Origin of the sequence: Agrobacterium vitis (assembly GCF_037039395.1) — a bacterium.
Classification (GTDB): Bacteria; Pseudomonadota; Alphaproteobacteria; order Rhizobiales; family Rhizobiaceae; genus Allorhizobium; species Allorhizobium vitis_E.
This window is the reverse complement of sequence record NZ_CP146243.1, coordinates 182,497-206,864: the sequence shown is the minus strand read 5'-3', so window position 1 is coordinate 206,864 and position 24,368 is coordinate 182,497. Positions and strand designations below refer to the sequence as shown.

21 protein-coding genes and 6 pseudogenes are annotated in these 24,368 nt (G+C 57.0%); 10 read left to right on the top strand and 17 right to left on the bottom strand.

Annotated features, from left to right (window positions below; all coding sequences use genetic code 11):
- Positions 1-26: 26 nt before the first annotated feature.
- A pseudogene (locus V6582_RS27595) lies at positions 27-119 on the top strand (LysR family transcriptional regulator); the annotation flags it as partial.
- Between the two features lie 138 nt (positions 120-257).
- Here V6582_RS27595 and V6582_RS21455 read toward each other — a convergent pair.
- From V6582_RS21455 to V6582_RS21445, 3 genes are all read right to left on the bottom strand, one after another.
- The gene (locus V6582_RS21455; protein ID WP_156634938.1) at positions 258-680 is read right to left on the bottom strand and encodes a glyoxalase superfamily protein; all 423 of its coding nucleotides are present in this window, start codon (positions 678-680) and stop codon (positions 258-260) included.
- Complete coding sequence (locus V6582_RS21450) at positions 677-2,071, bottom strand: MATE family efflux transporter (protein ID WP_156634937.1); 1,395 nt, start codon at positions 2,069-2,071, stop codon at positions 677-679. The genes V6582_RS21455 and V6582_RS21450 overlap by 4 nt, the downstream gene beginning before the upstream one ends.
- Positions 2,072-3,032: 961 nt before the next feature.
- A complete protein-coding gene (locus tag V6582_RS21445; RefSeq protein WP_060718548.1) occupies positions 3,033-4,061 on the bottom strand; it encodes an IS110 family transposase in 1,029 nt (342 codons plus the stop codon).
- 206 nt (positions 4,062-4,267) lie between these two features.
- On the opposite strand from V6582_RS21445, the gene V6582_RS21440 reads away from it, so the two are divergent.
- Positions 4,268-4,579 (top strand): DUF736 domain-containing protein, encoded by a 312-nt coding sequence (locus tag V6582_RS21440; RefSeq protein ID WP_041699667.1) that lies wholly within the window; start codon positions 4,268-4,270, stop codon positions 4,577-4,579.
- Positions 4,580-4,622: 43 nt separating this feature from the next.
- Here the strand turns inward: V6582_RS21440 and V6582_RS21435 are convergent.
- The 4 genes and pseudogenes from V6582_RS21435 to V6582_RS21420 all read right to left on the bottom strand — a co-directional run.
- Positions 4,623-4,742, bottom strand: a pseudogene (locus V6582_RS21435) (HU family DNA-binding protein); the annotation flags it as partial.
- A 72-nt stretch (positions 4,743-4,814) separates the two neighbouring features.
- A pseudogene (ltrA, locus tag V6582_RS21430) lies at positions 4,815-6,355 on the bottom strand (group II intron reverse transcriptase/maturase).
- 610 nt (positions 6,356-6,965) lie between these two features.
- Positions 6,966-7,133 (bottom strand): annotated as a pseudogene (locus tag V6582_RS21425) (HU family DNA-binding protein); the annotation flags it as partial.
- A gap of 83 nt (positions 7,134-7,216) precedes the next feature.
- The gene (locus tag V6582_RS21420) at positions 7,217-7,489 is read right to left on the bottom strand and encodes a WGR domain-containing protein (RefSeq protein WP_156634903.1); all 273 of its coding nucleotides are present in this window, start codon (positions 7,487-7,489) and stop codon (positions 7,217-7,219) included.
- Positions 7,490-7,589: 100 nt separating this feature from the next.
- On the opposite strand from V6582_RS21420, the pseudogene V6582_RS21415 reads away from it, so the two are divergent.
- Positions 7,590-7,738 (top strand): annotated as a pseudogene (locus V6582_RS21415) (IS5/IS1182 family transposase); the annotation flags it as partial.
- Positions 7,739-8,275: 537 nt separating this feature from the next.
- On the opposite strand, the gene V6582_RS21410 reads toward V6582_RS21415, so the two are convergent.
- The 4 genes from V6582_RS21410 to V6582_RS21395 all read right to left on the bottom strand — a co-directional run bounded on the left by V6582_RS21410 (position 8,276) and on the right by V6582_RS21395 (position 10,908).
- The gene (locus V6582_RS21410; RefSeq protein ID WP_156634902.1) at positions 8,276-8,809 is read right to left on the bottom strand and encodes an AP2 domain-containing protein; all 534 of its coding nucleotides are present in this window, start codon (positions 8,807-8,809) and stop codon (positions 8,276-8,278) included.
- Positions 8,810-9,298: 489 nt separating this feature from the next.
- Positions 9,299-9,685 carry a hypothetical protein gene (locus V6582_RS21405; RefSeq protein WP_156616717.1) on the bottom strand — a complete coding sequence of 129 codons (387 nt, stop codon included), beginning with the start codon at positions 9,683-9,685 and terminating at the stop codon, positions 9,299-9,301.
- 21 nt (positions 9,686-9,706) lie between these two features.
- Complete coding sequence (locus V6582_RS21400) at positions 9,707-10,369, bottom strand: hypothetical protein (RefSeq protein ID WP_156634901.1); 663 nt, start codon at positions 10,367-10,369, stop codon at positions 9,707-9,709.
- Complete coding sequence (locus V6582_RS21395) at positions 10,366-10,908, bottom strand: hypothetical protein (protein WP_349508971.1); 543 nt, start codon at positions 10,906-10,908, stop codon at positions 10,366-10,368. Before V6582_RS21395 ends, V6582_RS21400 begins: the two co-directional genes overlap by 4 nt.
- Before the next feature lie 135 nt (positions 10,909-11,043).
- On the opposite strand from V6582_RS21395, the gene tnpA reads away from it, so the two are divergent.
- The 5 genes from tnpA (at position 11,044) to tnpC (ending at position 14,911) form a co-directional block, all read left to right on the top strand.
- Complete coding sequence (tnpA, locus tag V6582_RS21390) at positions 11,044-11,496, top strand: IS66-like element accessory protein TnpA (protein WP_060718545.1); 453 nt, start codon at positions 11,044-11,046, stop codon at positions 11,494-11,496.
- Positions 11,493-11,705 (top strand): IS66 family insertion sequence element accessory protein TnpB, encoded by a 213-nt coding sequence (gene tnpB, locus V6582_RS21385; RefSeq protein ID WP_349508970.1) that lies wholly within the window; start codon positions 11,493-11,495, stop codon positions 11,703-11,705. Before tnpA ends, tnpB (V6582_RS21385) begins: the two co-directional genes overlap by 4 nt.
- A gap of 64 nt (positions 11,706-11,769) precedes the next feature.
- Positions 11,770-12,861, top strand: a complete 1,092-nt coding sequence (locus V6582_RS21380; protein ID WP_349508847.1) for an IS5 family transposase — start codon at positions 11,770-11,772, stop codon at positions 12,859-12,861.
- 110 nt (positions 12,862-12,971) lie between these two features.
- A complete protein-coding gene (gene tnpB / locus V6582_RS21375) occupies positions 12,972-13,160 on the top strand; it encodes an IS66 family insertion sequence element accessory protein TnpB (protein ID WP_349508969.1) in 189 nt (62 codons plus the stop codon).
- Between the two features lie 62 nt (positions 13,161-13,222).
- Positions 13,223-14,911 (top strand): IS66 family transposase, encoded by a 1,689-nt coding sequence (gene tnpC, locus V6582_RS21370; protein ID WP_060718544.1) that lies wholly within the window; start codon positions 13,223-13,225, stop codon positions 14,909-14,911.
- Between the two features lie 167 nt (positions 14,912-15,078).
- Here the strand turns inward: tnpC and V6582_RS21365 are convergent, their stop codons facing one another.
- The 3 genes from V6582_RS21365 to V6582_RS21355 form a co-directional block, all read right to left on the bottom strand.
- Entirely contained in the window at positions 15,079-15,510 is a 432-nt protein-coding gene (locus tag V6582_RS21365) for a DUF4123 domain-containing protein (protein WP_197434519.1), read from the bottom strand.
- A gap of 105 nt (positions 15,511-15,615) precedes the next feature.
- The gene (tssI, locus tag V6582_RS21360; RefSeq protein ID WP_234889892.1) at positions 15,616-18,072 is read right to left on the bottom strand and encodes a type VI secretion system tip protein TssI/VgrG; all 2,457 of its coding nucleotides are present in this window, start codon (positions 18,070-18,072) and stop codon (positions 15,616-15,618) included.
- Positions 18,073-18,452: 380 nt separating this feature from the next.
- Entirely contained in the window at positions 18,453-18,842 is a 390-nt protein-coding gene (locus tag V6582_RS21355) for a WGR domain-containing protein (protein ID WP_432706321.1), read from the bottom strand.
- 225 nt (positions 18,843-19,067) lie between these two features.
- On the opposite strand from V6582_RS21355, the gene V6582_RS21350 reads away from it, so the two are divergent.
- Positions 19,068-19,277 (top strand): hypothetical protein, encoded by a 210-nt coding sequence (locus V6582_RS21350; RefSeq protein ID WP_071205425.1) that lies wholly within the window; start codon positions 19,068-19,070, stop codon positions 19,275-19,277.
- 282 nt (positions 19,278-19,559) lie between these two features.
- Here the strand turns inward: V6582_RS21350 and traG are convergent, their stop codons facing one another.
- Genes traG through traC form a run of 3 tightly spaced genes read right to left on the bottom strand, consistent with a single transcriptional unit; the run spans position 19,560 to position 22,030 of the window.
- Complete coding sequence (traG, locus tag V6582_RS21345) at positions 19,560-21,527, bottom strand: Ti-type conjugative transfer system protein TraG (RefSeq protein ID WP_156634797.1); 1,968 nt, start codon at positions 21,525-21,527, stop codon at positions 19,560-19,562.
- The gene (traD, locus tag V6582_RS21340; protein ID WP_197433862.1) at positions 21,514-21,729 is read right to left on the bottom strand and encodes a type IV conjugative transfer system coupling protein TraD; all 216 of its coding nucleotides are present in this window, start codon (positions 21,727-21,729) and stop codon (positions 21,514-21,516) included. The genes traG and traD overlap by 14 nt, the downstream gene beginning before the upstream one ends.
- 4 nt (positions 21,730-21,733) lie before the next feature.
- Entirely contained in the window at positions 21,734-22,030 is a 297-nt protein-coding gene (traC, locus tag V6582_RS21335) for a conjugal transfer protein TraC (protein WP_156591308.1), read from the bottom strand.
- A gap of 247 nt (positions 22,031-22,277) precedes the next feature.
- Here traC and traA point away from each other — a divergent pair.
- A pseudogene (traA, locus tag V6582_RS21330) lies at positions 22,278-24,356 on the top strand (Ti-type conjugative transfer relaxase TraA); the annotation flags it as partial.
- Positions 24,357-24,368 lie beyond the last annotated feature (12 nt).

The following is a 24,368-nucleotide window of genomic DNA, read 5'->3' as shown; positions in this document are numbered from 1 at the left end:
ACGGGATTGGGTGCGCGACCCGTGCTGCCGATTGGTCACCCCCGGCCTCTGGCTATCACCTCTGCTGTCTAAGCCGTCGCCAGCCAACCCCCGCCTTTTCCATAATCCTGGATACGCTTGCTATCGTGAAAAGGAGTATTGGGACCTTTAGCCGGAGCCGGATGACGCTTTGGCGCACTCGTGGCATGACGGCATTCTGCCCTTTGCGGACATTGGCCACCGCAAAAATCGGCCGCGAACCTTTAACTCACAGAGGCTCATAACGCGCTTAAAGTCAGGTGCGGCGTCCCGTTTGATGTCTTGCGTACGGAAGTTCCATTGATATCCACCGTACCTCTTACCATTCGACGCATGTTCGAAAAGCTGTCGAAGGTAACCGTGTCCACCGGTTCATCGAAACGGACAGTTACGCAATAGTGCGAGCCCGAGGATGATAATGCGCTGATTTCGCCCTTGAAGGAGTGCCCAAGATACCGCCCCTGTACCCTTTGGTGCAAATGGAACGGAGGGGGAGCAGCGTTGGCGAGGCGGGCGGACAAGGTGTTCCAGTCGCGCGCGCCGTTCTGCCGGGCGATCAGTTCCAGCGCCTGGGCATGGCCCAACACGGTACCGTCGGCGGCAAGTGCGCTCCTCAGAGATTTTGCGTGCGCCTTGGCTTCTGCGATGTTTCTGACTGTCATGACATGGTCCCCAGGGCCTTGAGCCCGACACCAGCGGTTCCCCGCGCCTTCAGGGCGACGGCGAGCACAAGAGTTGCGATGACTGCGGCCACGCCATCGGCCAACGGATAGGCGAACCAAATCGCATCCGCGCCCAACATTGCCGCAGCGATCGTGACCAAGACAGGCAACAGGATAAGCGGCTTGACCACGGTCAGAAGAGCCGCGCGGGCCGGTTGGCCGATGGCTTGGAAATATAGCCCGAGCACAAAAACTGGTCCGGAAAAGAGATAGACCGCAGCCATGGGACGAAGCAATCGGCCGACCTCGCCGATCACATCCGGATCAGCGACAAAGGCCGCTCCGACGACTGTGCCTTGGCTCAGCAACAAAACCTCGACGGCAAGACAGTAGAGCAATGTTGTTGCTGCAGCGATCCGCAGGACCGCATCCGAGCGGGAGTAAAGCCGCGCTCCAACATTGTTGCCGACGATGCTCTGCATCGCCATCGCGATCGCCATGATTGGCAGGAAGGCAAAACTGAAAATGCGTGTCACGATCCCGTAGGCGGCAATGGTCGTGGCGTAATCGGTGGCGCCTGCAAGACGGAGAGCGAGAACCACACTGGCGGCTGAAAGCGCCATTCCGATAAAACCCAGACTGACGGGGGCACCCAGCGCAGCAATACGCCTCCAACTGCCCGTCCATCGGTTCCGCCAGAGGCTGTTGAGCGGCATCATGCCCCCAAGGAACGGGCGTAGCCCCGCCAGAAGCACCAGTCCGAGCGTCTGTGCCAGAACCGTGCCCGTAGCCGATCCCGCGACGCCCAGTTCAAGCACGACGACCAGGATGTAGTTCAGCAGGATGTTGATGAGTGTGACCCCAAGTGACATGAGCGCCATCAATCCCGCCTGTCCTTCGTTCCTCCAGGCGTCGGCATGAATACCGAGCAGAAATTGTACCGGGGTTCCGAATATGGTGATTGCCAGGAAGATCCACACCATTTCGGCAACCGGGCCATCGGTGCCGGCAATGTGCAGAGCGAAGGCCCACCCGCCCGCAAAGAAGATCACGATCAGCGCTGACGCGGTCGTCAACGCAAGTCCATGCGCGCCGGCGAAGGTCGCGTTGGCCGCGTTACGGTCGTCGGCGCCGAGCTGGCGAGCCAGCAGGCTGGACATTCCCCCGCTGACAAGGGTCGAAAGCGCGATCGTCAGCATCAGAACTGGAAACGCCATGCCGACGGCCGCCATGGCGTCCGCACCGACGAAATGCCCCAAAAAGACGGCGTCGATAATACCTAGCATCCCGTTCATCACCATGATGGCGACCATAGGAAACGCGGTTGCGGCAAAAATTTTGCCTGGCGAGACACTCAGAAAACGATTTTCGGGCGATTGTCGCAAAGACATCACTCACTCCTCCAAAGAGGCATTTCGACTGTGATGGGGGCCTGCATTGCCACCAACGAAATGCTTCGAGGGTGAGAAAAAACGTCATATGCCGGGCTTTACCGTGACTTGCGTCTGCAGGCGGCAGGTGCTCGGAACCTTCGCGAGAAAAGCCAGCAAACTCACAGATTGTCAATAGGAGCGTGCGTGAGAATTCTGCACGCGGCCCAAGGGCGGCTAGTTTTTGACCGCCAAGTGGGCGGCGACCTTCAACGGGTCATGCGCTATCATTCGACATCCCACGTTGAATAGTCCGCTTGTGGCGCATCTGAGCCATGGCGGCAATCGACTTGAAGGAGCCTGCTGCAAATTCTGCAATCGCGTCAGCGTCACATAGCAGTGCTTACCCGAGAATATCCAGGCATGGTCCGACAACCAATCTACGCGAGGAAATGCAACGTTCCTTTCCTGGCAATCTCCCATATGTGGGCGCTGGCTTCGACCATACGACCAGGGTTTGTTGGCGGTATGTATACACCCCCATTAGTTACCACTCGACGATGCCATTGCCGTACCCCTTTATCTGCCAGCTGGCACGTCCACTGCGGTCTCGATGGGGCATGTCTGACCAAAGACCGCCTCGCGGTGCTCGGCTCGCTCGGCATCCGCAACGGCCGGCTCGTTTTCTTCCCCTGTCGGCTTAGCCGCCATTCCTCGCGAGGCATATGTGGACACCCCCTCGGTCAAGCCTTTCTTCTGATCTTTTTGAACCCGGCTGGCTGCTCGCATATGTCCGGCCTCTCTGATGATCGGCCGAACGGCCGCGGGCCTTGATGAAATCCGCGGATCATGGTCCCAATCAAAAAAGCGCATTCTGCAGATGCAGTCTCGCGAACGGGTTGTCCTGATCCCCGGCGGAACCGGTATTCATCACGATCGTCTGGCAGGCCCTCCGAACTCGGTGACGCTGGTGCGTCGGTTTCTATGCGATGGCGTTTGTGTATACCGTCTGCCGAGTCATCACGGCCCATGCGATCCGCGCCATCTTGTTCGCCAGCGCCACGGTCGTCAGGCGCGGGGGCTTCGTTAACAACAATTTCCTGACCCACTCGATGAGCGGCCCGTGCATCTTATGCCTGACATGCCTGAGGACGGCTGTCGCGCCGACGATCAGCAGCGTTCGCAGATATCGGTTCCCGGCCTTCGTGATCCTGCCGAGGCGCTCTTTTCCTCCAGACGAATTCGATCGTGGCGTCAGCCCGAGCCATGCGGCAAATTCTCGCCCCGACCTGAAGACTGACGCATCAGGCACCGTCGCCGCCAGTGCTGTGGCAGTGATGACGCCGACGCCCGGGATCGTCGCAAGCCTGCGGCCTGCTTCGCTCGTTCGTTGCCATTCGCGTATCTTGGCTTCAAGTGTCCTGACCTCGGCGGTCAGGGAGTCGATTTGCCTGGCCAAGGATACGACAATGTCAGTCACGAGCGGCGGAACGTCCAGCTCTGTCGGCTCGTGTGCGAGCACCCGCTCGACGAGCTCTGCCGTTCTTTCGATCCCGACCGGCGCCACGATGCCGATCTCGGTGAGATGGCCTCGTAAGGCGTTCACCAGCATGGTCCTCTGCCGGATGAGGAGAGCACGCGACTTGTGCACCATCAGGATCGACTGCTGCGACGCGGTTTTGATTGGAACGAACCGCATGGTCGGCCGGGTCACAGCCTCGCAGATCGCCTCGGCATCCACCATGTCGTTCTTCCCCCGCTTCACGTACGGCTTCACATAAGCCGGCGCCATCAGCTTGACCTCATGGCCCATGCCTGTCAGTTCGCGAGCCCAGTGATGCGCGGAGCCGCACGCCTCCATGCCGATCAGACTCGGCTCCAGCTTGGCAAAGAATGCAAGAAGGTGTGTGCGCCGGAGTTTCTGAGCGATCACGACACGACTGCTGTCATCAATGCCGTGAACCTGGAAGACATTCTTTGCAAGGTCGATTCCGATTGTCAGCCTGGACATCCCGTTTCCTTTCCAACGTTTGATTGGTCCCTGCCGATATTCTCGGCGGTAGTGGTGGGGGTGTCCACATCATCAAGAAAGCCTCTCCTTTGGCCGTCCTCCACTCTGTTTCGGCCCTTCAGGTGCAGGCCGATCGTCTCCGGTCCTATCGACTGCCATCGAGGCCGCGATGGACGCGGCCCGAACAACCGAAAAGGATTACGACAATGGCAACCATCGGCTCTTTCACCGCTTCCGGCAACGGCTTCTCCGGCACCATCAAGACCCTTAACCTCAACGTCAAGGCAACCATCCGCGCCGTCGAGCGCACTTCCGAAAAGGGCCCGGACTACCGCATCCTCGCCGGGGCTACGGTCGAATTCGGCGCTGCCTGGAAGAAGACCTCGAACGAAGGTCGCGATTACCTCTCCGTTAAGCTCGACGACCCGAGCTTCCCGGCTCCGATCTACGCAACGCTGATCGAGGTCGAGGGCGAGGAAGGCCTCTCCCTCATCTGGTCCCGGTCGAACCGGGACTGAGACTGGATGCCCCGCCTTGCGGCGGGGCTCTCCACGTCAGAGATCACTTGTTCAGTGCATCCTTGAGGGCCTTGGCAGGCGCGAAAGTCAGCTTCTTCGAAGCTGCAACAGTCATTTTTTCTCCGGTCGCGGGATTGCGACCCTCGCGCTCAGGTGATGTTTGTCGGGTAGGAACGACCCGTTGCCGGGCCGCTCCTCCCTAAGAACTGTACGTGCGAGTTTCCCAGCATACAGCTCAAGCCTCCGCCAAGCCCTGTTTGACCAGAGCCGCCAGTTCCTGTGCATCGGTATGAGATGTGGAATCACCGGGCCGATCCGTAACTTCCGACGGCAGACCGCGCCTTCCGGCGAAGTAGCTGTCCCACATGGGATCGAAAGGATTCGCTTCGGCCCGGATTTTGCAGTGGCGACGTATCGGTACGTCGGACGCGTGGATGAGGCGGATGAACTTGAGGTTTCCTGCCTTATCCTTCATCCCTGCGCGGAATACCCAGTCTCGTGTACCTTCCCGAGCGAAGTAACGATACTTCACCCAGCGAAGCGGCTTGTCCGGGTGTCTACGACAGGCCCACTGCCAGAGACACTTCCAGATGAGATGATCGACCTTGCGGAAGGTCTCCTTCGCCACCTGGTTGTGATGATAATTGGTCCATCCCCTTATGACCGGGTTCAGCCGCATTATCAGATACTCCTGCTTCACATCGGCGGCACCCTTGATGATCGTCCGAATCTTGCGCATAAACGCCACCACGTTCTTTTTGGCGGGTTTGATGTGGGTATGCCCATCATATCTGCGCACGTTCCAGCCGAGGAAGTCGAAACCTTCCTCGACCCGCACGATGCGAGTCTTTTCTTCAGACAGAGACAGACCTCGTTCCGACAGAAAGTCCTCGACTAGAGATTTCGCCTCCTCAAGCACCTCTTTCGAAGCACCTGTGACGACGAAGTCATCGGCGTAACGTATCAAGTGGACCTTGGTCAGGCTGTTGCGACGTCTTGGGCCGTAGAAGTCCCGTAACATCTTTTCCATTCCGTCCAAGGCCATGTTAGCGAGCGTGGGCGAGATTATTCCCCCTTGCGGAGTACCCGCTTTCGTCGCGTGCCAATCACCATCCTGTATGTAACCGGAGTCCAGCCATTTCCGGAGCACCACCTTGTCCATGGGGATGTTGGCGATGAGCCAGTCTTTGCTGATTTCGTCGAAGCAACCAGCAATGTCCGCATCTAAGACCCATTCCGCCGTGCCTCGTCCGCGCAGAGCAATATAGCACTGGCGGGCCGCATCACGGGTCGCTCGAAACGGTCGGAAACCGTACGAATTCGGGTCTGCCGTCGTTTCCGCGACAGGTAGCAGAGCGAGCAGGTGAAGTGCCTGCATGGCCCTGTCCTTCATCGTCGGAATACCGAGCGGACGCAGTTTCTTGCTATTTGCTTTCGGGATATATACCCGCCTCAACGGCAAAGGATGATACCCACGCCGTTGAGCGACAATAATCCTCTGACGCACTTACCCGGTGTGTCCCAGATGATCCGGTCCACTCCGGGTGTTCTCTTTCCCTGATTTCCAGTAACCCGTTTCACGGCAAGCGCTTTGCCGCTGAACGAGTGGGTCAGCAGCCGTTGCAAGGCTTTCACCTTGCCCCAGCGACCTTCCCTAACCGCCTTCGCAATACGCATCTGCAGCCGTCGCACGTGTTGGTAAGCCTTGCGCCAGTCAATCTGGTCCCAGCTCACCGCTTCGCGGGAGGCCGCACCAGTCACTGTTGTGACCGTCATTTGCCTGTCCTCCTGCCGAGGGTTCTGCACATTCTCTCGCGACGGGAGACCCGTCGGAAGTCTGCCCCCTTTCGGGCGGGGTGATGTTGGCGAGCCGCAACCCCTGTCCAAACCATTACAGTCCGGCGTTCGCTTTCTCCGACATCCTCTGCCCGCACCGCCAACAACTTTCCTTGCGGTCGGCCTGCCCGTTGCCGGGCGACGATACGGGTTTACCGTGTTTCACCTAAATAACGCGGGTGGGTTAGATCCTGCCTATCCGCCGGCGGTCCTTCGTCCGTGTGCCTCCAAAGTAAAGGGAAGCAGCCGACCGCACACCTTTTGGTTCAAGCCTGTCAGCATCTTTGGCTTGTCAAATTTCACGACGTTTATCAGCAGTTCATTTGCATTGATCATACCACCCAGCCTAGCGCCTCATCCGCACTGATGCTCGCAGAAGATGCCTCAGCCTCACGACATCGGCATGGCCCGAAGGCCCGGCTACATTGTCCCGACAGCTTCAAACCGGACCGTTACCAGTCCCGCATGTGCCGGTAGGCTACTGATGACGGAACATCAGGTTTGTCCCGGAATATAAATCCCGTACAAACAATTACTTAGGCAACTTTCACGTCGCACTCACCTTAAATTTGCCGAAGCCGGGGATTGACGTTTCCGCGTCGGAGCCTGCGGCGTCGGCGATGGCCTGGAACACGGATTCGACGATGCCCTTGGCCTGAACCTTTGTCAGGCCGTTGTCGGCGGCGATCTTGTCGGCGATTTCATTGGTGGTGGTCATGGAAATTCCTTGCATCTTGTCACAAAGATAAAATCCGTGTCAGCTTATGAGCGGATTGTCATCGGCAAGGATTGGGACGAGGGTCAGATCCGCTGGATGTCCACAGGTCGTTTTGGCCGATAACCTCGTTTGGGCTTCTCGCGAAGCACGTCGAGGAACAGGTTAATGGCCTGGCTCTCATTGTCGAACAGATGCACCATCTGCTGTCCGCGCGTTCCGATCCGGCCCCAGGCGTGCACAAGCGACACCTCTCCGAACAATGTCGGTTGAACAGCAAGCGCATAGAACCGCGCCATGTTCTGTTCCGGCGCGATACGCTCGACATAGATGCGGTAGCGCGTTGGTGCGGAGATCAAATTTCAATGTTCTACGTCTATACGCCGGGATCAAAAACAGGTTGATTGATCCCGGATGCCGCACAAACATAACACCGCCCGCCGCCGTCACATCGGTAAGATGAAGTTCAAATTGACGAACTGGGCGGAGTATGAGGGGGTCTTTGCCGCCGTGGCAGTTTGACTCCTTGGAAAACGCCGGAAGCAACGGCGGGCTGGGAAGCCCCACGTCGCATGACGCTTGGTGGCCAGCCGCGCTATGCTTGCTTGCGGACGCCATCCGTTCGTCGCCAAGCCTTGACGGGAGAAACCGAATAAGCAGGGCCATCAAAGACCAGGTTCCGCACGTTTGCCGATCCCTGCACCAGCGCCCTTTGTTTTACCTGTCTTCCGGTATGACAATCAAGATGTGGCAACGAAAGGGACGCGAAAGCAGGACTGGCGGGAAGATCCCTCAAAACCACAGGAAACATCGACTTTCTGATGATGAGGTGTAGCGGCGCGGAATAGTGATTGTTCTGAGGCGCAATAAATGGTGATTTTGGTGCAAATTATTTGAGACGGAAGCGATCCCGCGACGCACATTCGTTGAGACAAGGTTCACAATCTCGGAGACAGACGCAAAATCATGATACGGCGGCGCAAATTGTCGGTGTCTTTAAACTCGCCAGAAAAGACCAAAGGGTGGATTTACCCTTGCGCTGATTTCCGCAACGGGTCTTCTCGTGATTTTCTAACGCCAATATCGGTCTATTCACTACTACCAAAAAACGGGCCGTTTTTTGGTAGTGCTGATGACAATGCCTTCTAATCGTCGTTGTCGTCTAGGGTAAGCTTGTCATGAAGTTTCAAAGCTTGCGGGCTGCGTAAAGCCGGATCTTCGCCATTTTCGACAGCCAGGACCATACGAATGCGTTCTTCTTCCGCCATGCGGCGGGCTGTCTCATAGCCGAATTTGCTGACGTTGAAGGTGCGCGTGAACTGTCGGCGGCGGCGCTTTCCCGCAGGGACCGGCGTGTTATCATCGAGGGCGATCTCAATACGAGCCATCCAGATACCGCTTTTATGTGCCCCGGTAGGTCCGATAAAATAGACGCCCGGCACGCTACTGCCTTCTGAGCGATTTTTGCGCACCAACATCCGCATATCATTGTTGGTCAATGGGGGTACGACCCGGAGAACGGCATCGCGGTAGGCTTGCGCCACTTCCAGCGCCTGTTCCTTGCCACCATAGGTGCTGTCACTGAAGGTCATGTGGATCGATTTCCCGCCGCGCGACATGTTGACCATCCAGGCATCTTGTTTGTGTCGGTCGACGTCGAGCCGATTGATCGCATACATCGCCTCGTCGTGGAACTGCTCCTTTCGAAGAAGGCTGAGTCTCGGTCTAGTCATCGTCTACTTCCATTGAGGATGGACATCAGGTATTCATCGACGACGTACAGTGGGTTGGCACAAGTCCACAGCTTCGCCGAATGTAAAATATTGAGCCGGCCAACTTTTGCTTACAAAAGTTCGAAGTGCATTCGCTTTTCAGTGTGAGGCTCAATCAACTGCCTCTTCTACTCCGGGAAACATATCGCCACGCGAGAAAGATGCAGCCAGTCAAGGCTGCGTAGCCAATGCTAATTAGCGGTCCACTTATGAACATCACAATAACTGGGCATGCAATGTCATTGCTGCACTCATATAGACCATTAATGGCAGCCCACATAGCCGTCTTATATCCTAGAAGGATACAGAGAAATGCAATTAGACTAAATGTAAGCGCTATCTTGAGAGCTCTCACAGGTTGGACCTCGTAAGCGTTTCTTTAGGTAACAGCGTTGCTTAGGGTGCCAATATGCTCGCCTCAGCGACAACTTTAGAGACAACGCCTTGTTCGTTAAACGTAAGGTAAACCTCCCACATCATTGCGGCCATAACCGTGTCCTGTTTAGGATCCTTAAGTCCGAAGCGATAGGAGATTACTGCTTTCGCTGGGTCATCTTCGACATCACTATAATATATGTTGCTAGCATCATGGGCGCCTTCCGCCTCAAGACGAACTTCGTGGTCAACAATGCGCCTAATTTCCTCCCGCCTTTTACCCATTAAAATTTCCGCATAGTACGCTGTAGCACCTGCCTCGTCCCGTCTATTCCAGTCGTCAAATGTGAGCACTCTCCCGTTTTGCGGAAAACCGATCAACAACATCTTTTGTTCGTCTGAATTCATCACAGCCCTCCTGGCTTATTTTTACCTGGCAATCAGTAGGTCCGTTCCCCAACCAGGATTTATAGATGTTGAAGGTTTCCGCGTTGGAAGGCCAGTGTGTTTCAATATTGTGTACGCGACCGAATTACTGTTCGGCCCTTGTATTTCATACTCAATTCGCGCAGCTGAAATATCTCTCATAATCGCAATGAATTTATCATGGTAACCGCAATGTTCTGGACCTTCCGCAATCGTGATAATGCCTTGCGGAGAGCTTTCAAATGTCCTCTGCTCGTAACTTCCCCTCCAATTCCCCGTGTGCGTTATGATCGCGCCAAACACACTCATTTTGCTCCACCATCCGTCATCCAAAGTAGTCTGGTCAGATGGCCTAAATTTCCCAGAAGGCTGAGAATTTTGATGATTATATTCCGTTATCCCAGGCGCACCTGAGAGCTTGTTACCCGAGGTCGGGCCGCCACGGTAGAAGCGGACCGTGCCATCGGCTAACGTATAGCGGATAAACAAATGCCCAAATTGTGCCTTACTATCTATATAACCCGTCGGATCTTTTACTGTTACTACGTTGAAAGCACCCACCTCCACTTTACAACTGCAGTTCTGGCAGACTTCGTCCGTGTTCTGCTGCCCACCTGCCTGAGCTTGTAACTTAGCCAACGAGTTAGACACACTGCTGTCACTCATTCGAGAACTTCCCGTTGTTCCTGAGCCGCCCATCGATGAAGCAATCTGGAGAGCTTTTCTTGACTGAATTCGTCCCCGCCTTCTGCCGATGAAAGCGCCTCATTCGCGATCGGATACTTCTGAGGGAATTGACTATGTCTTGCTGAGCAAATTACGAAATTGATCAAGTCCGTCTTTGTCGTTAAGCCGTGTTGTTTCCCACGCTCGATTTCCAGCTTGCTGATTGTTCGTGCCTCCTCCAGATTAATGTTTCTTTCGGCCCCGAGGCATTCAATAAGTCCAGTTGCAACTTGCTCTCTAAACTTCGCATCTTCGACCTTTTGAAACGCCTCAACATGATGAGCGCCAATGCGGGGGTAAGGCGCCCCCGTATCAGTTTCGTCGCGTAACTGCTGAACCTCCCGTTGATGGGAACTCCCGACCGGCGCGATATAGTTTGGTGAGGATGCAAGCTCCCTTACTTCTCGTAGGCGAATATCCAGAATGCCTGCGCGAATTTTAGCCCTCGTACCATCTTCGTCACACGACACTGAGAACATCAGCATGTTGCCAGGAGCGTTAAGACTCTCGACTTCGGAGTAATCCGTAAGCGCGGTCTCCGCCCCATTGGATTGGGTGTATTTTGAGGCTTGCTGCGTATGCGAGAAGGTTTCCAGTTTTATCTGGAGATTTGCATGGCAGATGATGGATTTGTTGGTCGCTACGAAGTTGTCGAGCCGCGCCGCGGTAACCGGCGTTGGCCGGATGATGTGAAGGCGCGGATCGTGGCGGAAAGCTTTGAGCCTGGTGTTCGTGTTGTGGATGTCGCGCGCCGTCACGGCGTTATAGCAAACCAGCTTTCCGATTGGCGACGTCAAGTGCGTGACGGCATTCTGGTGCTGCCGTTTGCGGCGGCAACGACGCCGTCGGAGCACGATGGTGTCGAGCCGTCATTTGTTCCTCTGGCAATCGCTGCGGAGCCGCCTGAGCCTGTCAATCGTTTGCCGCTGCCGAAGCTGGCCTCCGACGGGCCGAGTGTGCAGGTTTTGACGTTGGAGATTGGCTCAGACGTTGTGATGCGGGTTCCTAATAATGTGCCCGTTGAACGGGTCGCCGCTCTGGTTCACGCTGTGCGAGGAGCGTCATGATCGTCGCGGGCCAACGACTGCCGATCCTGATCGCAACCCGTCCGGTTGACTTCCGCTGTGGGCATCAGGCGCTGGCTTTGATGGTGCAGACCGAGTTGAAGCTGGACCCGCATTCCGGGGTGACGGTGATCTTCCGGTCGAAGCGCGGGGATCGTCTGAAGATCCTGGTGTGGGATGGCACAGGAATGGTGCTAACTGGACACCTCTAAAAACCTCCCCATTTTCCGCGTTTCATGATTCAATCCGGCCAGTGTGATTTTCTGGGAGCGGATGATGCGTGGGCAACCGGGCTTTTGGGATTTGGATGATCGTTACGAACGGCTGAGTGCCGTCGGCGATCCGCTGGAGAAGCTCAACAGCATCATTCCATGGGCGATATTTGAAAAACCTTTAGCGAAGGCGCTGAAGCGGTCCGACGGATCGAAGGGTGGACGTCCACCATTTCCGTCGGTTCTGATGTTTAAAATCCTGGTGCTGCAAGCGCTTTATAATCTCTCCGACGACCAAGCGGAGTTTGTTATCCAGGACCGGCTGTCGTTTATGCGTTTCCTTGGCCTTTCCCTTTCGCAGAAGGTGCCGGATGCCAAGACGATCTGGCTGTTCCGAGAGAGTTTGGTGCGTGCAGGTGCCATTGATAATCTGTTTGCCCGTTTCGACAAGCATCTCTCACGTTCCGGATATCTGGCCAAAGGCGGGCAGATCGTTGACGCCACGATCATCCAGGCTCCCAAGCAACATAACAGCCAGGACGAGAAAGACGCGATCAAGGCCGGCGAAATCCCTGAGGACTGGAAGGATAAACCCGCCAGGCTGGCCCAGAAGGACCGCGACGCGCGATGGACAGTGAAGTATTCCAAGGCGAAACGGCCAACGGAGACGCCGACGTCGACGACGACTGGCCAGCACGATATTGCCATTCCAATGTTTGGTTACAAAAACCATGCAGGCATCGACCGAGCCCATGGCTTTATCCGGGGATGGACGGTGACGAGTGCGAGCGCCCATGACGGAGCCCAGCTTCGAAACGTAGTGACCAAAGACAATACCGCGTCGACGGTCTGGGCCGATACGGCCTATCGCTCCAAGACCAACGAGGAATGGTTGCAGGACAATGGCCTAAAGTCCGACATCCATCAGAAGAAGCCAAAGGGCAAACCCATGCCGGAGGCGATGTCGCGCGCCAACGGCCGTCGTTCGAAGGTCCGCTCCGCCATCGAACATGTCTTTGCGCGGCAGAAGGACAAGATGAAGCTCTTCGTGCGCACCATCGGAATCAGCCGAGCGAGGGTGAAGATCGGCATGGCCAATATCACCTACAACATGCTTCGCTATGTCTGGCTGACTGGAAAACCACGGACCGCATAACGCGCAGCTGGCCGGAAGGCCGAAATGCATGCCGCAGATGCGGCAATCATCACAAAAAATGGGCGATCATCCGCGCGAGTTCATCGCGGAAATACATCCACGGCACCATCTTGCCAACTGCGACCGGTAAATCGAGGTGTCCAACTTACAAAATTCTTGAACATGGAAGCTTTGCCTGGCCCAAGGTTCAGGATGGGACGATGCGTCTTTCCAGGGGTCAATATGAGGCTTTGTTCGAAGGTCTTGACTGGCGGCGGGTGATGGCGCAACGGGTGACCGCGCCGTCGGCGGCAGGATGATTGTTCGGCCGTCTTTCTATTGTTTTATTTGGATTTTTTGAGCTGCTTTGCTATAAAGCGGCATGTCGCAACCTATTGATCTCAGCCTGTTTCCGGACCTTCCGCCAGAGGTAGTCAAAGCCTTTGCGGCGATGCAGTTCGAACTGTCGGTCGAGCGTGCGGCACGCCAGCATGAGCAGGCGGTCGTTGCCGAAAAGGACGCGTTCATCACTGAGCTGAAGGAACTGATCGAGAAGCTTGAGGGGCAGGTTCACGACTACAGGCGCACGAAGTTCGGGCCAAAATCGGAAAAGCTCGATCCGGCGCAGATGGAACTGGCACTGGAAGACCTTGAAACGGCGATTGCCGAAACACAGGCGCGGATCGCCGCCGTCGAGAAGAAGATCGAAGCCAGCGCAGATGATCCCGAAAAGGCTGGCAATTCTGGAGAGGTTGGCGATCCGGACAAGGCCGTTTCTCGCAAGGAGCGCAAGGCCCGTGCACTGCCCGAACACCTGCCGCGGGTCGAGCGCGTGATCGAGCCCGATAGCATCGTTTGTCCCTGCGGTTGCGGCAACATGGTCCGGATCGGCGAGGACCGGACGGAACGGCTCGACCGGATCCCGGCGCGCTACGAGGTGATCGTCACGATCCGCCCGAAATACGCATGCCCCAAGGGTCGAACCGGCGTCGTCCAGGCCAGAGCGCCGGCGCATCTTCTGGAAGGGAGCTGGCCGACGGAGGCCCTTCTGGCGGAGATTGCCGTCTCCAAGCATTCCGAACACATGCCCCTCAACCGTCAGGCCGAGGTCATGGCGCGACACGGCGTGCCAATCGACCGCACGGTGCTGGCCGATTGGATGGGGCGCACGGGTAGCGAAATCGCACCGGTGGTCGACCACATGGCCAAACGGCTGCTGTGGGAAAGCACGCGCCTCTATGTCGACGAAACGACCGCCCCGGTGCTGGATCCTGGGCGAGGCAAGACAAAGACCGGCTATCTCTGGGCCGTGCTGCGTGACGACCGCGGCTGGAATGGTTCTGCTCCGTCAGGTGTGGTGTTCCATTATCGGCCCGGGCGTAAAGGAGAATATGCCGCTGAGATCCTTGACGGGTTCAACGGCACAATCCAAGTGGATGCCTACGGCGGTTACTCTCATCTCGCTACGTCCGATCGTATCGGCGGCGCTCCGCTGAAGTTGGCTTTCTGTTGGGCACACGGGCGCAGAAAGCTGATCAAGGCCACGCCAAAGAGCGGATCGCCCATCGTCGACGAGGCGTTGGTGCGGATCGCCGCGCTCTACAAGATCGAAGACAGTATCCGAGGCTCAGACCCCGAACATCGCCGGGCAGTTCGACAGGACCTGTCCCTCCCGCTGGTGGAGGAGTTCTTCACCTGGCTGGCAGCCCAGGCCGCGCGCGTCTCACGCAAATCTGACCTCGGAAAAGCCCTGGCCTATATGCTGACGCGACAGGACGGATTCCGGCTGTTCCTGGACGATGGCCATGTCGATATCGACTCCAACCTGGTGGAAAACGCGATCCGCCGCCCGGCCATGAACCGCCGCAATGCGCTCTTTGCGGGGCACGATGAAGGGGGCCGCAATTGGGCTCGGTTTGCCAGTCTTATCGGCACTTGCAAAATGAACGGCGTTGAACCTTACGCCTATCTTTGCGACCTCTTCACCCGCCTCGCAAACGGCCACCTCGTGAAAGACATCGATGCCCTGATGCCTTGGGCCTATGCCACCCGTATCAAGGCCTCACAATGAGCTCGTCAGATACTCATCGGTGAGCTCACATCCGGCCCCCAGGCAAAACTATCAAGCCGCTGCAACTGAAAAATCAATGGGGCGTGGACGCCGCATACAGTAATCCTCGAAAATGAACAGGCGAATAGGACCGGCGAATTGTCTTAGCTCATAATAGTCTGCATTCATCAAATAAGTACGTAATGTCGCGGATCGTAGAAGCGGAACACGACAATCCGATCGTTGGGAAAAAGGCGGACCCGGGTGAATTTGCGGAAATGCCGCCTCAACCGCAATATCGTGGCGTCCTCAAGAACTTCCAAGCCATCCGAACCGAAGAACTCCCCGGCTGCACGCTTGCGGGCAATGTGTTCAGAATTCGTCGAAGGGTATTCGCGACTCAGTGTTTCACACGAAACCTGAAAATATACACCCCAACCTTTCGACCATCCCTCACTCAGGAGCCAGTCGGTGAGCCGGTTGTCCGGCTCCAGTCGAACAAGATACGGACTATTGATAATGCGATCATTCTCGATAGGGCCTTCAAACAGGCTGCAGAACTCTAACTTGCTATTAATGAGTTCGTGAGCGAGGTTTGGCGCCCATTGGCCATCGAGCAATGCCCATACGCCAACGTCAGAGTCAGCATTGTACCACAAATTCTCCTTGATGGTTGCGAGTTTAACTCGCTGAATCTTGAACTAGCGCATGATTGCTGCGGTCCATCATTGTGACGTGCTCGCATTGGCGGAAGCATATCGGCACTCCTCGGCAAAAGGTTTACGTGTTTTTCGGGGGACACTCGGTGCGCCGGGGCCTGGTGACTGCCCCTGAACGATAACAGGGGTATAGAGAATTGGCCCTGGACCAATGGTAAATTGCGCGCCGCCACCTTTAACAGTAGTCGTTTTGCCTGCGGTGATTGATATAGTTCCATCTTTCTCCATGGTTAGGGAAGAGCTTCCTACCTTGATGGAGAACCGCGTACCAACCTCGATCGTGAACTCGTTGCCTACGTTGATAGATTTTCGTTTCCCGACATGGGTTTCCTGTTCATCACCGACGACGCTGACTGACTTTTTTCCAATATTGCTTTGAAGGGTCTTACCAACATTGACAACCTTGGTGACCCCTACCTGCTCAACGCTAGCCATACCGACAGTTTCTGAGCGGAAGCTCCCAACAACGGTGTTCATCACTCCCGTTTGTGGGAACAAGTTGCTCATCACTTCGCCCACCAAGGAGCCGGATGCCCGCATCATATCTCCAGCGTCCGTCCGCGGTGAGGCATTCGAAATAAGATTGTCTCTGGCATCCAAGCTCTGGCTATCAAAATATCCTAAAGCGAGGCCGCTTATAGCGTCAGTAAATGGCTTGATTTCAGAAGGTCGGCCAGAATCTCTTCCGGCTTCGTCGAGCATTGTTGCGGTAACTTTCGCCATTTCCGAATAGCGTTTCGCCTGCCATTGAGCACCAACACCAATTGCACCTACAGTCAAATGCACTGAGCCGCCGATTTCGTGCTTCTGGTTGCCCGCGACTTCCACGGCGCGGTTGCCGCCGATGGAGGCGACCTCATGCCGGTCGACGCGCTTGGTGCGATCGTTCAGCACGCGTGACGTCTGATCCTTCTGGGCATGGAAGAACATGTTCTCCTGGCCGTTCTCGTCCTCGAAAGTCATCTCGTTGAAGCCGCTACCTTTGTGGGTGTTGGAGCGCAGCACCATCCGGGTCTTATTGGCCGGAAGATCATAAGGCACAGCATTCTTCGGATTGGGCACCACCCCCGTCACCAATGGCCGGTCCGGATCGCCATCAATGAAAGCGACCATAACTTCCATGCCGATCCGTGGGATGATCTGCCCTCCCCACTGGCCGCCCGCCCAGTTCTGGGCAACCCGCACCCAGCAAGTGTCGCTGCCATCCTTCTTTGCCTTGCGGTCCCAGGGATACCAGACCTTGATGCGGCCATACTGGTCGGTGTGGATCTCTTCACCGGAGGGTCCGGCGACGATCGCCACCTGCGCCCCCTCAATGCGGGGGCGTTTCGTGTCGCGATGTGGCGTCAGCGGAACCCGCGACGGAATAGCCTCGAACGCATTGCGATATTCCGGTTCGTTCTCCGTCGTCTCATAGGAGCGATCAACGACCCAATGGGTAATATGGGTGATGACATGCTCTTCGTATTTATGTTCCGGATGCGGCTCCTCGTAAGGGGTGAACCGACGGCCAGGTTCCAGGAAACGCACATTGGACTGGCCCGTCACCCGCTCATGATCGGCTTCCACAGCCTGCATCCGAAACGTCTCGGCCACTTCGGCCTCTTTGACATCGGAGATGCGGGCTGGATATTCGTAAAGCTCGCGCTGCTTGGCGCCTGGCATCTGGATCAGCGACGGCGTGACGTTGAGCGGAACTGTGCTTGGCGTCTCGAAATTCCAGTCCGCGCCGGCGCGCTGGCCGGGGACATAGGAGAACTGCCGCATCCATTCATTGATATGGTTGCGATCCGAGGAGCCTTGGGCAAGACGCACATTCTGCTCGCCTTCTGCTGAAGCCGATGGCTTGCTCCAGGCTACCTTGCTGTCGCTGACCTTCAGGCGGTGAACGCCGGTCTCATGTTCAAACCAGAAGAACAACCCTTCTTGCTCGAAGCGACGCAGCAGATAATCGAGATCGGTCTCGTTCCATTGCGTTGAATATTCCCGCGACGGCGGCGTTTTATGCAGAGGGGCATATGCGGGGGCCGGAATGCCATGCTCAGAGAACAATGTCTCCATCACCTGGATGGCCGTCATGTTCTGCCAGATCCGGCAATCGGACCGGCGTGATAACAGCCAGAGTTGCGGGCGGATAGTCAGCGTGTAGGAGCGTAACCCCCGTGTGACTGGCGGACCTTCGGACAGATTGGTCACAAGTCCATTAAAGGGCCGTCGCACGCCCTCGCCATCCAATTCGCCCTGGCGGATTTCCAGGGAGACATCGACCAGTTTGCCGATCAGCTCTTCCGGCTTGACGGCCTCACGCTTGGCGCGCACCGACAAGGTGATCTCGAACAGACGATTGACGCCTTCGTCAACCATCATCCGTTCAGGCAACAACTGATCCTCACCCAAGGGCGACGACAGTTTCAGTACACGGCTGGCCTGGATGAAATCGGCAGGTGACAGAACGTCGTCCATGGAAGCCCCCAAATGTCGTTTTCAAAATCAAAAGATCGTATTGCTGGCCACGCAATGGCTATCCTAATATTCACTCATCAAGTGTCGCAATCACGACATCGAATCTCGAACCTAGATCACCCTACCAAAAGGTCAAGGTCTCGGTTGTAGATTTTTGTCTGGTTGTGTTTTCGCAGCAATTCGCTTTAAACAGTCGCCTTTTGTTGAGCAACAGGCCAAAATCCAAGCATCCTGACCCATCAGTGCCATCAAAAGCTGCACACCCCTGCCGGAGTAAGTTCGAGGAACAATGAGCATGATCTTCGAAATCAATCATGTGCGTTCATCGCAAGGAATATGATTTCATTCTCATTTATTGCGCGCCACTACAAAAAGGGCAGCTATTCAGTGCGATTGACCTCGGAATAACCCCGTCGTTTCTTTGTGCGCTCGAGGTGGGAAACGGCCCAATCCGCGTCTTCCTGGCGATCGAAGGTTTCAATCATCGTCTGGCCGCCTGAGCCGATCCGGCCCCAGTTGCGAATGACTGATGCGCCTCCAAACAGTGTTGGCTGGATTGCAAGCAAGTAGAAGCGTCGCATGTTCTGCGTCGTGTCAATGCGGTGAAGATGAACCAGGTCTTTCGCGTCTTTTTCCATGACCGCATTGTTGTTTCCTCTTGGAGCTGCGTCCAACGACTTTTCTGAATCGATGAGGCTTGATTGATTCAAAGCCATGATGAACCGCCGCTGTTGGACAATACCGAAATGGGCGAGGTGGTTTTGTCCCATTCGGGTTGCAGCGCGATCCCGCTGACAAATTCGCAATGACGGCCAATGTGCTCTTTTGTGGGTGCAAGATCATCCCTCGAAGATGGCACCAAACGCGCGGTGTCCCGGAATCTCTTGATAAGATGCACGTCGAACATGCAATGGGGATCTTGGATATGTCGTGTTGAGGCTTGACGTTCTCAAAAGATAATGAGAACATAAAGTGAACATTGATCGGAGGCGACCATGAACACAGCCGACATTGCAATTCAAAACGCCAGGCAGGAAATATCCAAGATACGAGCCGCCCGTGAGGTACACATGGCGCAACGCTTGGAAATGCAACGCAAGGCAGAGGCCATGATACGTCGTCCTCCGACCTATATGGTAAGGAAATACGGTGGCCAGCAACTCACTCTCAACATCGGGGCGGGCCATGCAAACAAAACCAATTGAACCCCAGGTTCATGATGAGGCGGCTCACCTCATCGCTTGGCACGATGGAGACGCGACGGCTGCCATCCGGACTTTACTCAAAGATTGTCGCCATCTTCATGAACAGTTGCGGCTGGCGGCGGTTGCAATGGGCTGCGGATATACACGAGGCTGGATGCCAACAGCCGAGCCGAAACACCTCGACGTCGAAGCGACCTCGACTTGTTGTAAAGAAACGTAGCCGCGCCCAATGTGAACAAAACGGATAGGTATGGATCGCCCTGTTGACAGGAGCGTACCGCCTCAGTCTTCATCCGACTTCGTCACTTTGGGTGCGGCAATGGCCGTTGTTGTCGTATGGGGGTGGTGGAACCTATTCTCCCCGACGCAGGCTTTCATGTCTTCGCGTCGAAACCAGATGGCGCGCCCGCAGCGTAGCGGTGCATTGCCAGCAGTAAAGACGATTTGCTCGTCGCTGCGCATGCGCAGAACCTCATGCGGCAGGATCAACGGCCGGCGGCTGAGCTGTTTTGATCGCGACCGTGACGATCCCTTCATTCCGGAGGAGCGATTGGTTTGGTCGACCTCAACCGTGGTATCGCCACATCGCTTCGAGATGTAGTCTGCGGTATCAGGATCGTTGATCGCCGCAAATGATATCCACGACGCGGATTCGAACCATTTGGACGTCGCGTCCCGGCCGCCATAGGCCTCGCGCATCTGGCCCAGCGACTGGAAGATCAGCGTCAGCGTGATGCCGTATTTACGACCTGCATCGCGGGCAGTTTCAAGGATGCGCAGGTAACCGAGCCGGGCGACCTCATCAAGCAGGAAGAGGGTGCGTCCCTTCACATCACCGTTGCGATTGTAAATGGCATTGAGCAGCGAGCCGATGACGACACGCGCCAGGCCGGGATGGGCTTCCAACACCTTCAGATCGAGTGCGATGAAGATGTCCGTTCCGCCCTCGGCGAGATCGTCGGTGGAGAAACTATCGCCCGACACGAGGCTGGCATAGTTCGGGTAGGATAGCCAGTGTGTCTCCTTCACCGCGTTCGCGTAGACGCCGGAAAACGTTTCCGGCGTCATGTTGACGAAGACAGCGACGTTCTCCTTGACGAAGTCGGATTCCGACTGCTCATAGATCTCGGTCAACCGGCCCCGCAGCTTGGGCTCTGGTTCGGAGAGATTGGCCCGGACAAGGCGCAGTGTCTGGTTCTTCTCGTCCGTGTGACCGGACAGACAAACGTCGGCGATGAGTGCGGTCAGAAGCTGCATGGCCGAGGCGCGAAAGAAATCGTCGCGGGCGGATGCTGTGCGTGCATTGTCGGTCATGATCCAGGTGGCGACGGCGACGATATCTTCTTCCTTCGTATTGCCGTGACGACCGATCCAGTCGAGCGCGTTGAAGCCCACTCCCTGCAGGGTGGGATCCAGCACAATCACCTTCCGGCCAGCCTTGCGTCTGTGATCGACGACCATCGGTGCGACCTCGCTGGACGGATCAAGCACAACCAGTCCACCACCCCATTTGAGCGCGGCCGGGATTGTTACCGACGTCGTCTTGAAGCCACCGGAGCCGGCAAAAACGATACCGTGCGAGGAGCCGAACGAGCCATCGAAGCAGAGCAGCGGTGACTTGCCTCCGGCACCCCAGCTCTGCGGATCATCGGCTCGAAAAGGCATAGTAGCCACGCTGTCCTTGTCGACTCGATATCGCTCGCCAATGACGATGCCGCCGGGTTCGGGAAAGAGCTTTGCCGCCTCCTGCAACTTCATCCAGTCGGCTTCCCCATGCACTGCCCGCTTTCCGCCGACCCGCTTAGGTCCGGTTTGAGCAAAAGCGGCGTTGCCCTTGATCGCGACGCGCAGCGCAAACATTGCACTGACAAAGGCGACGCCTACACCGACCATTGTCGCTGGATCGGCATAGGTGAGAACCGATTGTCCTGCCGGTACGCTGCTCGCGATGCCGGTCAGGCGGATCGTCTCGGGTATGATCGCGATAACGATCGCCGCACCGTTTCCGGCAAGGACGCTCAGACCCGCCGTCTTGATGTTGGCTGATCCATTTGCCGCGAACAACGCAACGACACCAGTTGCGGCGACCGTGATGTAGGGGAGGGCAAGGCCTGTTCGTCCCAGCATCAGCTTTGCCTGGGGGGATGAGCCGAGCTCCGCCAGCCGATGTTCCATTCCGAATGTCATGACCAACGCGGCAAGCATGATTGCCGCTGGCAGGACGAACAGCACAAGCCTATTCACCCTCATTGCCAAACGCCTCCACGCCGATGGATGTCAGGCGTGATCGCTCCGCCTCATTGTCCTTGATCCGGTTGCTCGCATCGATCAGAAGACCGAGCAGCAGCGCCCGCTGTTCATAGCGCAAGCCCGCTTTCACGATCAGGCCGCCGAGCTCGATCTTTTCGCGCGTGTCCTTTTTGCGCGCTTCTGTCGTCATCGCCTTCGCCATCCGATCAAGCCTCACCAGGCCCGCCCGCATCCGCGCCAGGCGTGAACGACGGGCGGGTGTCGCGATCTGGCTTGTCACCATGCCCATTCTCTTTTCCGGTCGCAGGTCCTTTGCCTCCGCGAAACCGTCGTGCAATCTCCTCGAAAGCCGCCTGAAGCTCTGCCTCGTCAATCTCGATCTCACCAATCCCGGCCTTCAGCGCGATCCGGCCGATGCGTTCGGCCTCGCGTGTTTCAGCCGCTCTCAGCTGGTCCTGCAATCTGGCGATTTCTTCCCTGATCTTCGACGATGGCTTTTTCATTCCGGTTGCTCTCCCTGGCGTTGCTGTTGCGACGCCAACTTTCTCCCGGATGCGCGACAAAGGGAATCTGCAGATCTGCAGATCGCCAAGGGCGATGCTTTCGTGAATGATCCCGCCGTTCCGTAGGAATGGCTCCAAGGGCGCAATTATACGTCGCTGATGCGACGTGCTTGCTCACGGCCCTGGCGGGGTCGTTGTGGGGTCGTCGCCCCGACGAACGAGATTCGAACCGGGAGTATTTTACGCCGTGGCCATCGCCCATTTCTCAGCCAGCATCGTCAGCCGCGGCGACGGCCGCAGTGCCGTGCTGTCTGCGGCCTACCGGCACTGTGCGAAGATGGACTATGAGCGCGAGGCCCGCACCATTGATTATACCCGTAAACATGGCCTCTTACATGAGGAGTTCGTCCTCCCCGTAGATGCCCCGAAATGGGTCCGCTCCCTTATCGCCGATCGCTCTGTATCGGGAGCGGTCGAGGCCTTCTGGAACAAGGTCGAGGCCTTCGAGAAGCGCTCCGATGCCCAGCTCGCGCGGGACCTGACCATCGCACTTCCGCTGGAGCTGACGGCCGAGCAGAACATCGCACTGGTACGCGACTTCGTGGAAAAGCACATCCTTGCCAAGGGCATGGTGGCCGATTGGGTCTACCACGACAATCCCGGCAATCCGCACATCCATCTGATGACCACATTGCGCCCGCTCACCGAAGATGGGTTTGGGGCAAAGAAGGTCGCGGTCACAGGTGAGGATGGCCAGCAGGTCCGCACCAAGTCCGGCAAGATCCTTTACAAACTCTGGGCCGGTTCCACCGAAGATTTCAACAAGCTGCGCGATGGATGGTTCGAACGCCAGAACCATCACTTGGCGCTCAGTGGTATAGATCTTCGTGTCGATGGCCGCTCCTACGAGAAGCAGGGCATAGACCTGGAGCCGACCATCCATCTCGGCGTCGGCGCAAAAGCGGTCGAGCGCAAGGCCGAAAGCCAGGGCGTGCGTCCAGAGCTCGAGCGGATCGAGCTGAATGAGCAGCGTCGAAGCGAGAACACCCGTCGAATTCTGCGACGCCCAGAGATCGTCCTCGACCTGATCACTCGGGAGAAGAGCGTCTTTGATGAGCGAGATGTCGCCAAGGTGCTGCATCGCTATATCGACGATCCCGGCATCTTTCAGCAGTTGATGGCGCGCATTATCCAGAGCCCGGATGTGCTGCGTTTGCAGCGCGATACGATCGACTTCGCCACGGGCGACACGGTGCGGGCCCGCTACACCACGCGGGCGATGATCCACCTGGAAGCAACGATGGCACGGCAGGCCATCTGGCTGTCGAACCAGCAAGGACGTGCCGTCTCTGACGCTGTGCTGGATGCTACGTTCCGACGTCATGAACGGCTTTCGGACGAGCAACGGACTGCAATCGAACGGATCACCGGCTCCGCCCGGATCGCTGCCGTGGTTGGCCGTGCGGGCGCTGGCAAGACCACGATGATGAAGGCGGCGCGTGAGGCATGGGAACTGGCCGGCTATCGTGTGGTCGGCGGCGCGCTTGCGGGCAAAGCGGCCGAAGGCTTGGAGAAGGAGGCTGGCATCCAGAGCCGGACGTTGGCGTCGTGGGAGCTGCGCTGGGGTCGGGGCCGCGACATGCTCAATGACAGGACCATCTTCGTCATGGACGAGGCCGGCATGGTCGCCTCCAAACAGATGGCGGGCTTTGTCGATGCCGTTGTGAGGGCAGGCGCCAAGATCGTCCTGGTCGGCGATCCCGAGCAGCTTCAGCCGATCGAGGCGGGGGCTGCCTTCCGCGCCATTGTTGATCGCATTGGATACGCCGAACTCGAAACCATCTATCGCCAGCGTGAGGACTGGATGCGCAAAGCCTCGCTCGATCTGGCGCGGGGCCGCGTCGGAGAGGCGCTGGCTGCCTATCGCTCAGAGGGCAGGGTGCTTGGTTCCGAGCTGAAGGCTCAGGCTGTCGAAAACCTCATTGCCGACTGGAACCGCGACTACGATCCGGCAAAGTCCATGTTGATGCTGGCGCATCTGCGTCGCGACGTTCGCATGCTGAATGCCATGGCGCGCGAAAAGCTTGTCGAGCGCGGTATCGTGGCCGAGGGCCATGCCTTCAGGACCGCCGATGGTATCCGCCATTTCGATGCCGGCGACCAGATCGTCTTCCTGAAAAATGAAGGTTCGCTTGGCGTCAAGAATGGCATGATCGGCCGCGTCGTCGAGGCAGCAGCGAACCGGATTTCGGTCGTCGTCGGGGAGAGCGATCAGCAGCGTCAGGTGTTGGTCGAGCAGCGCTTCTACAACAATCTCGATCACGGCTAAGGAATGCTG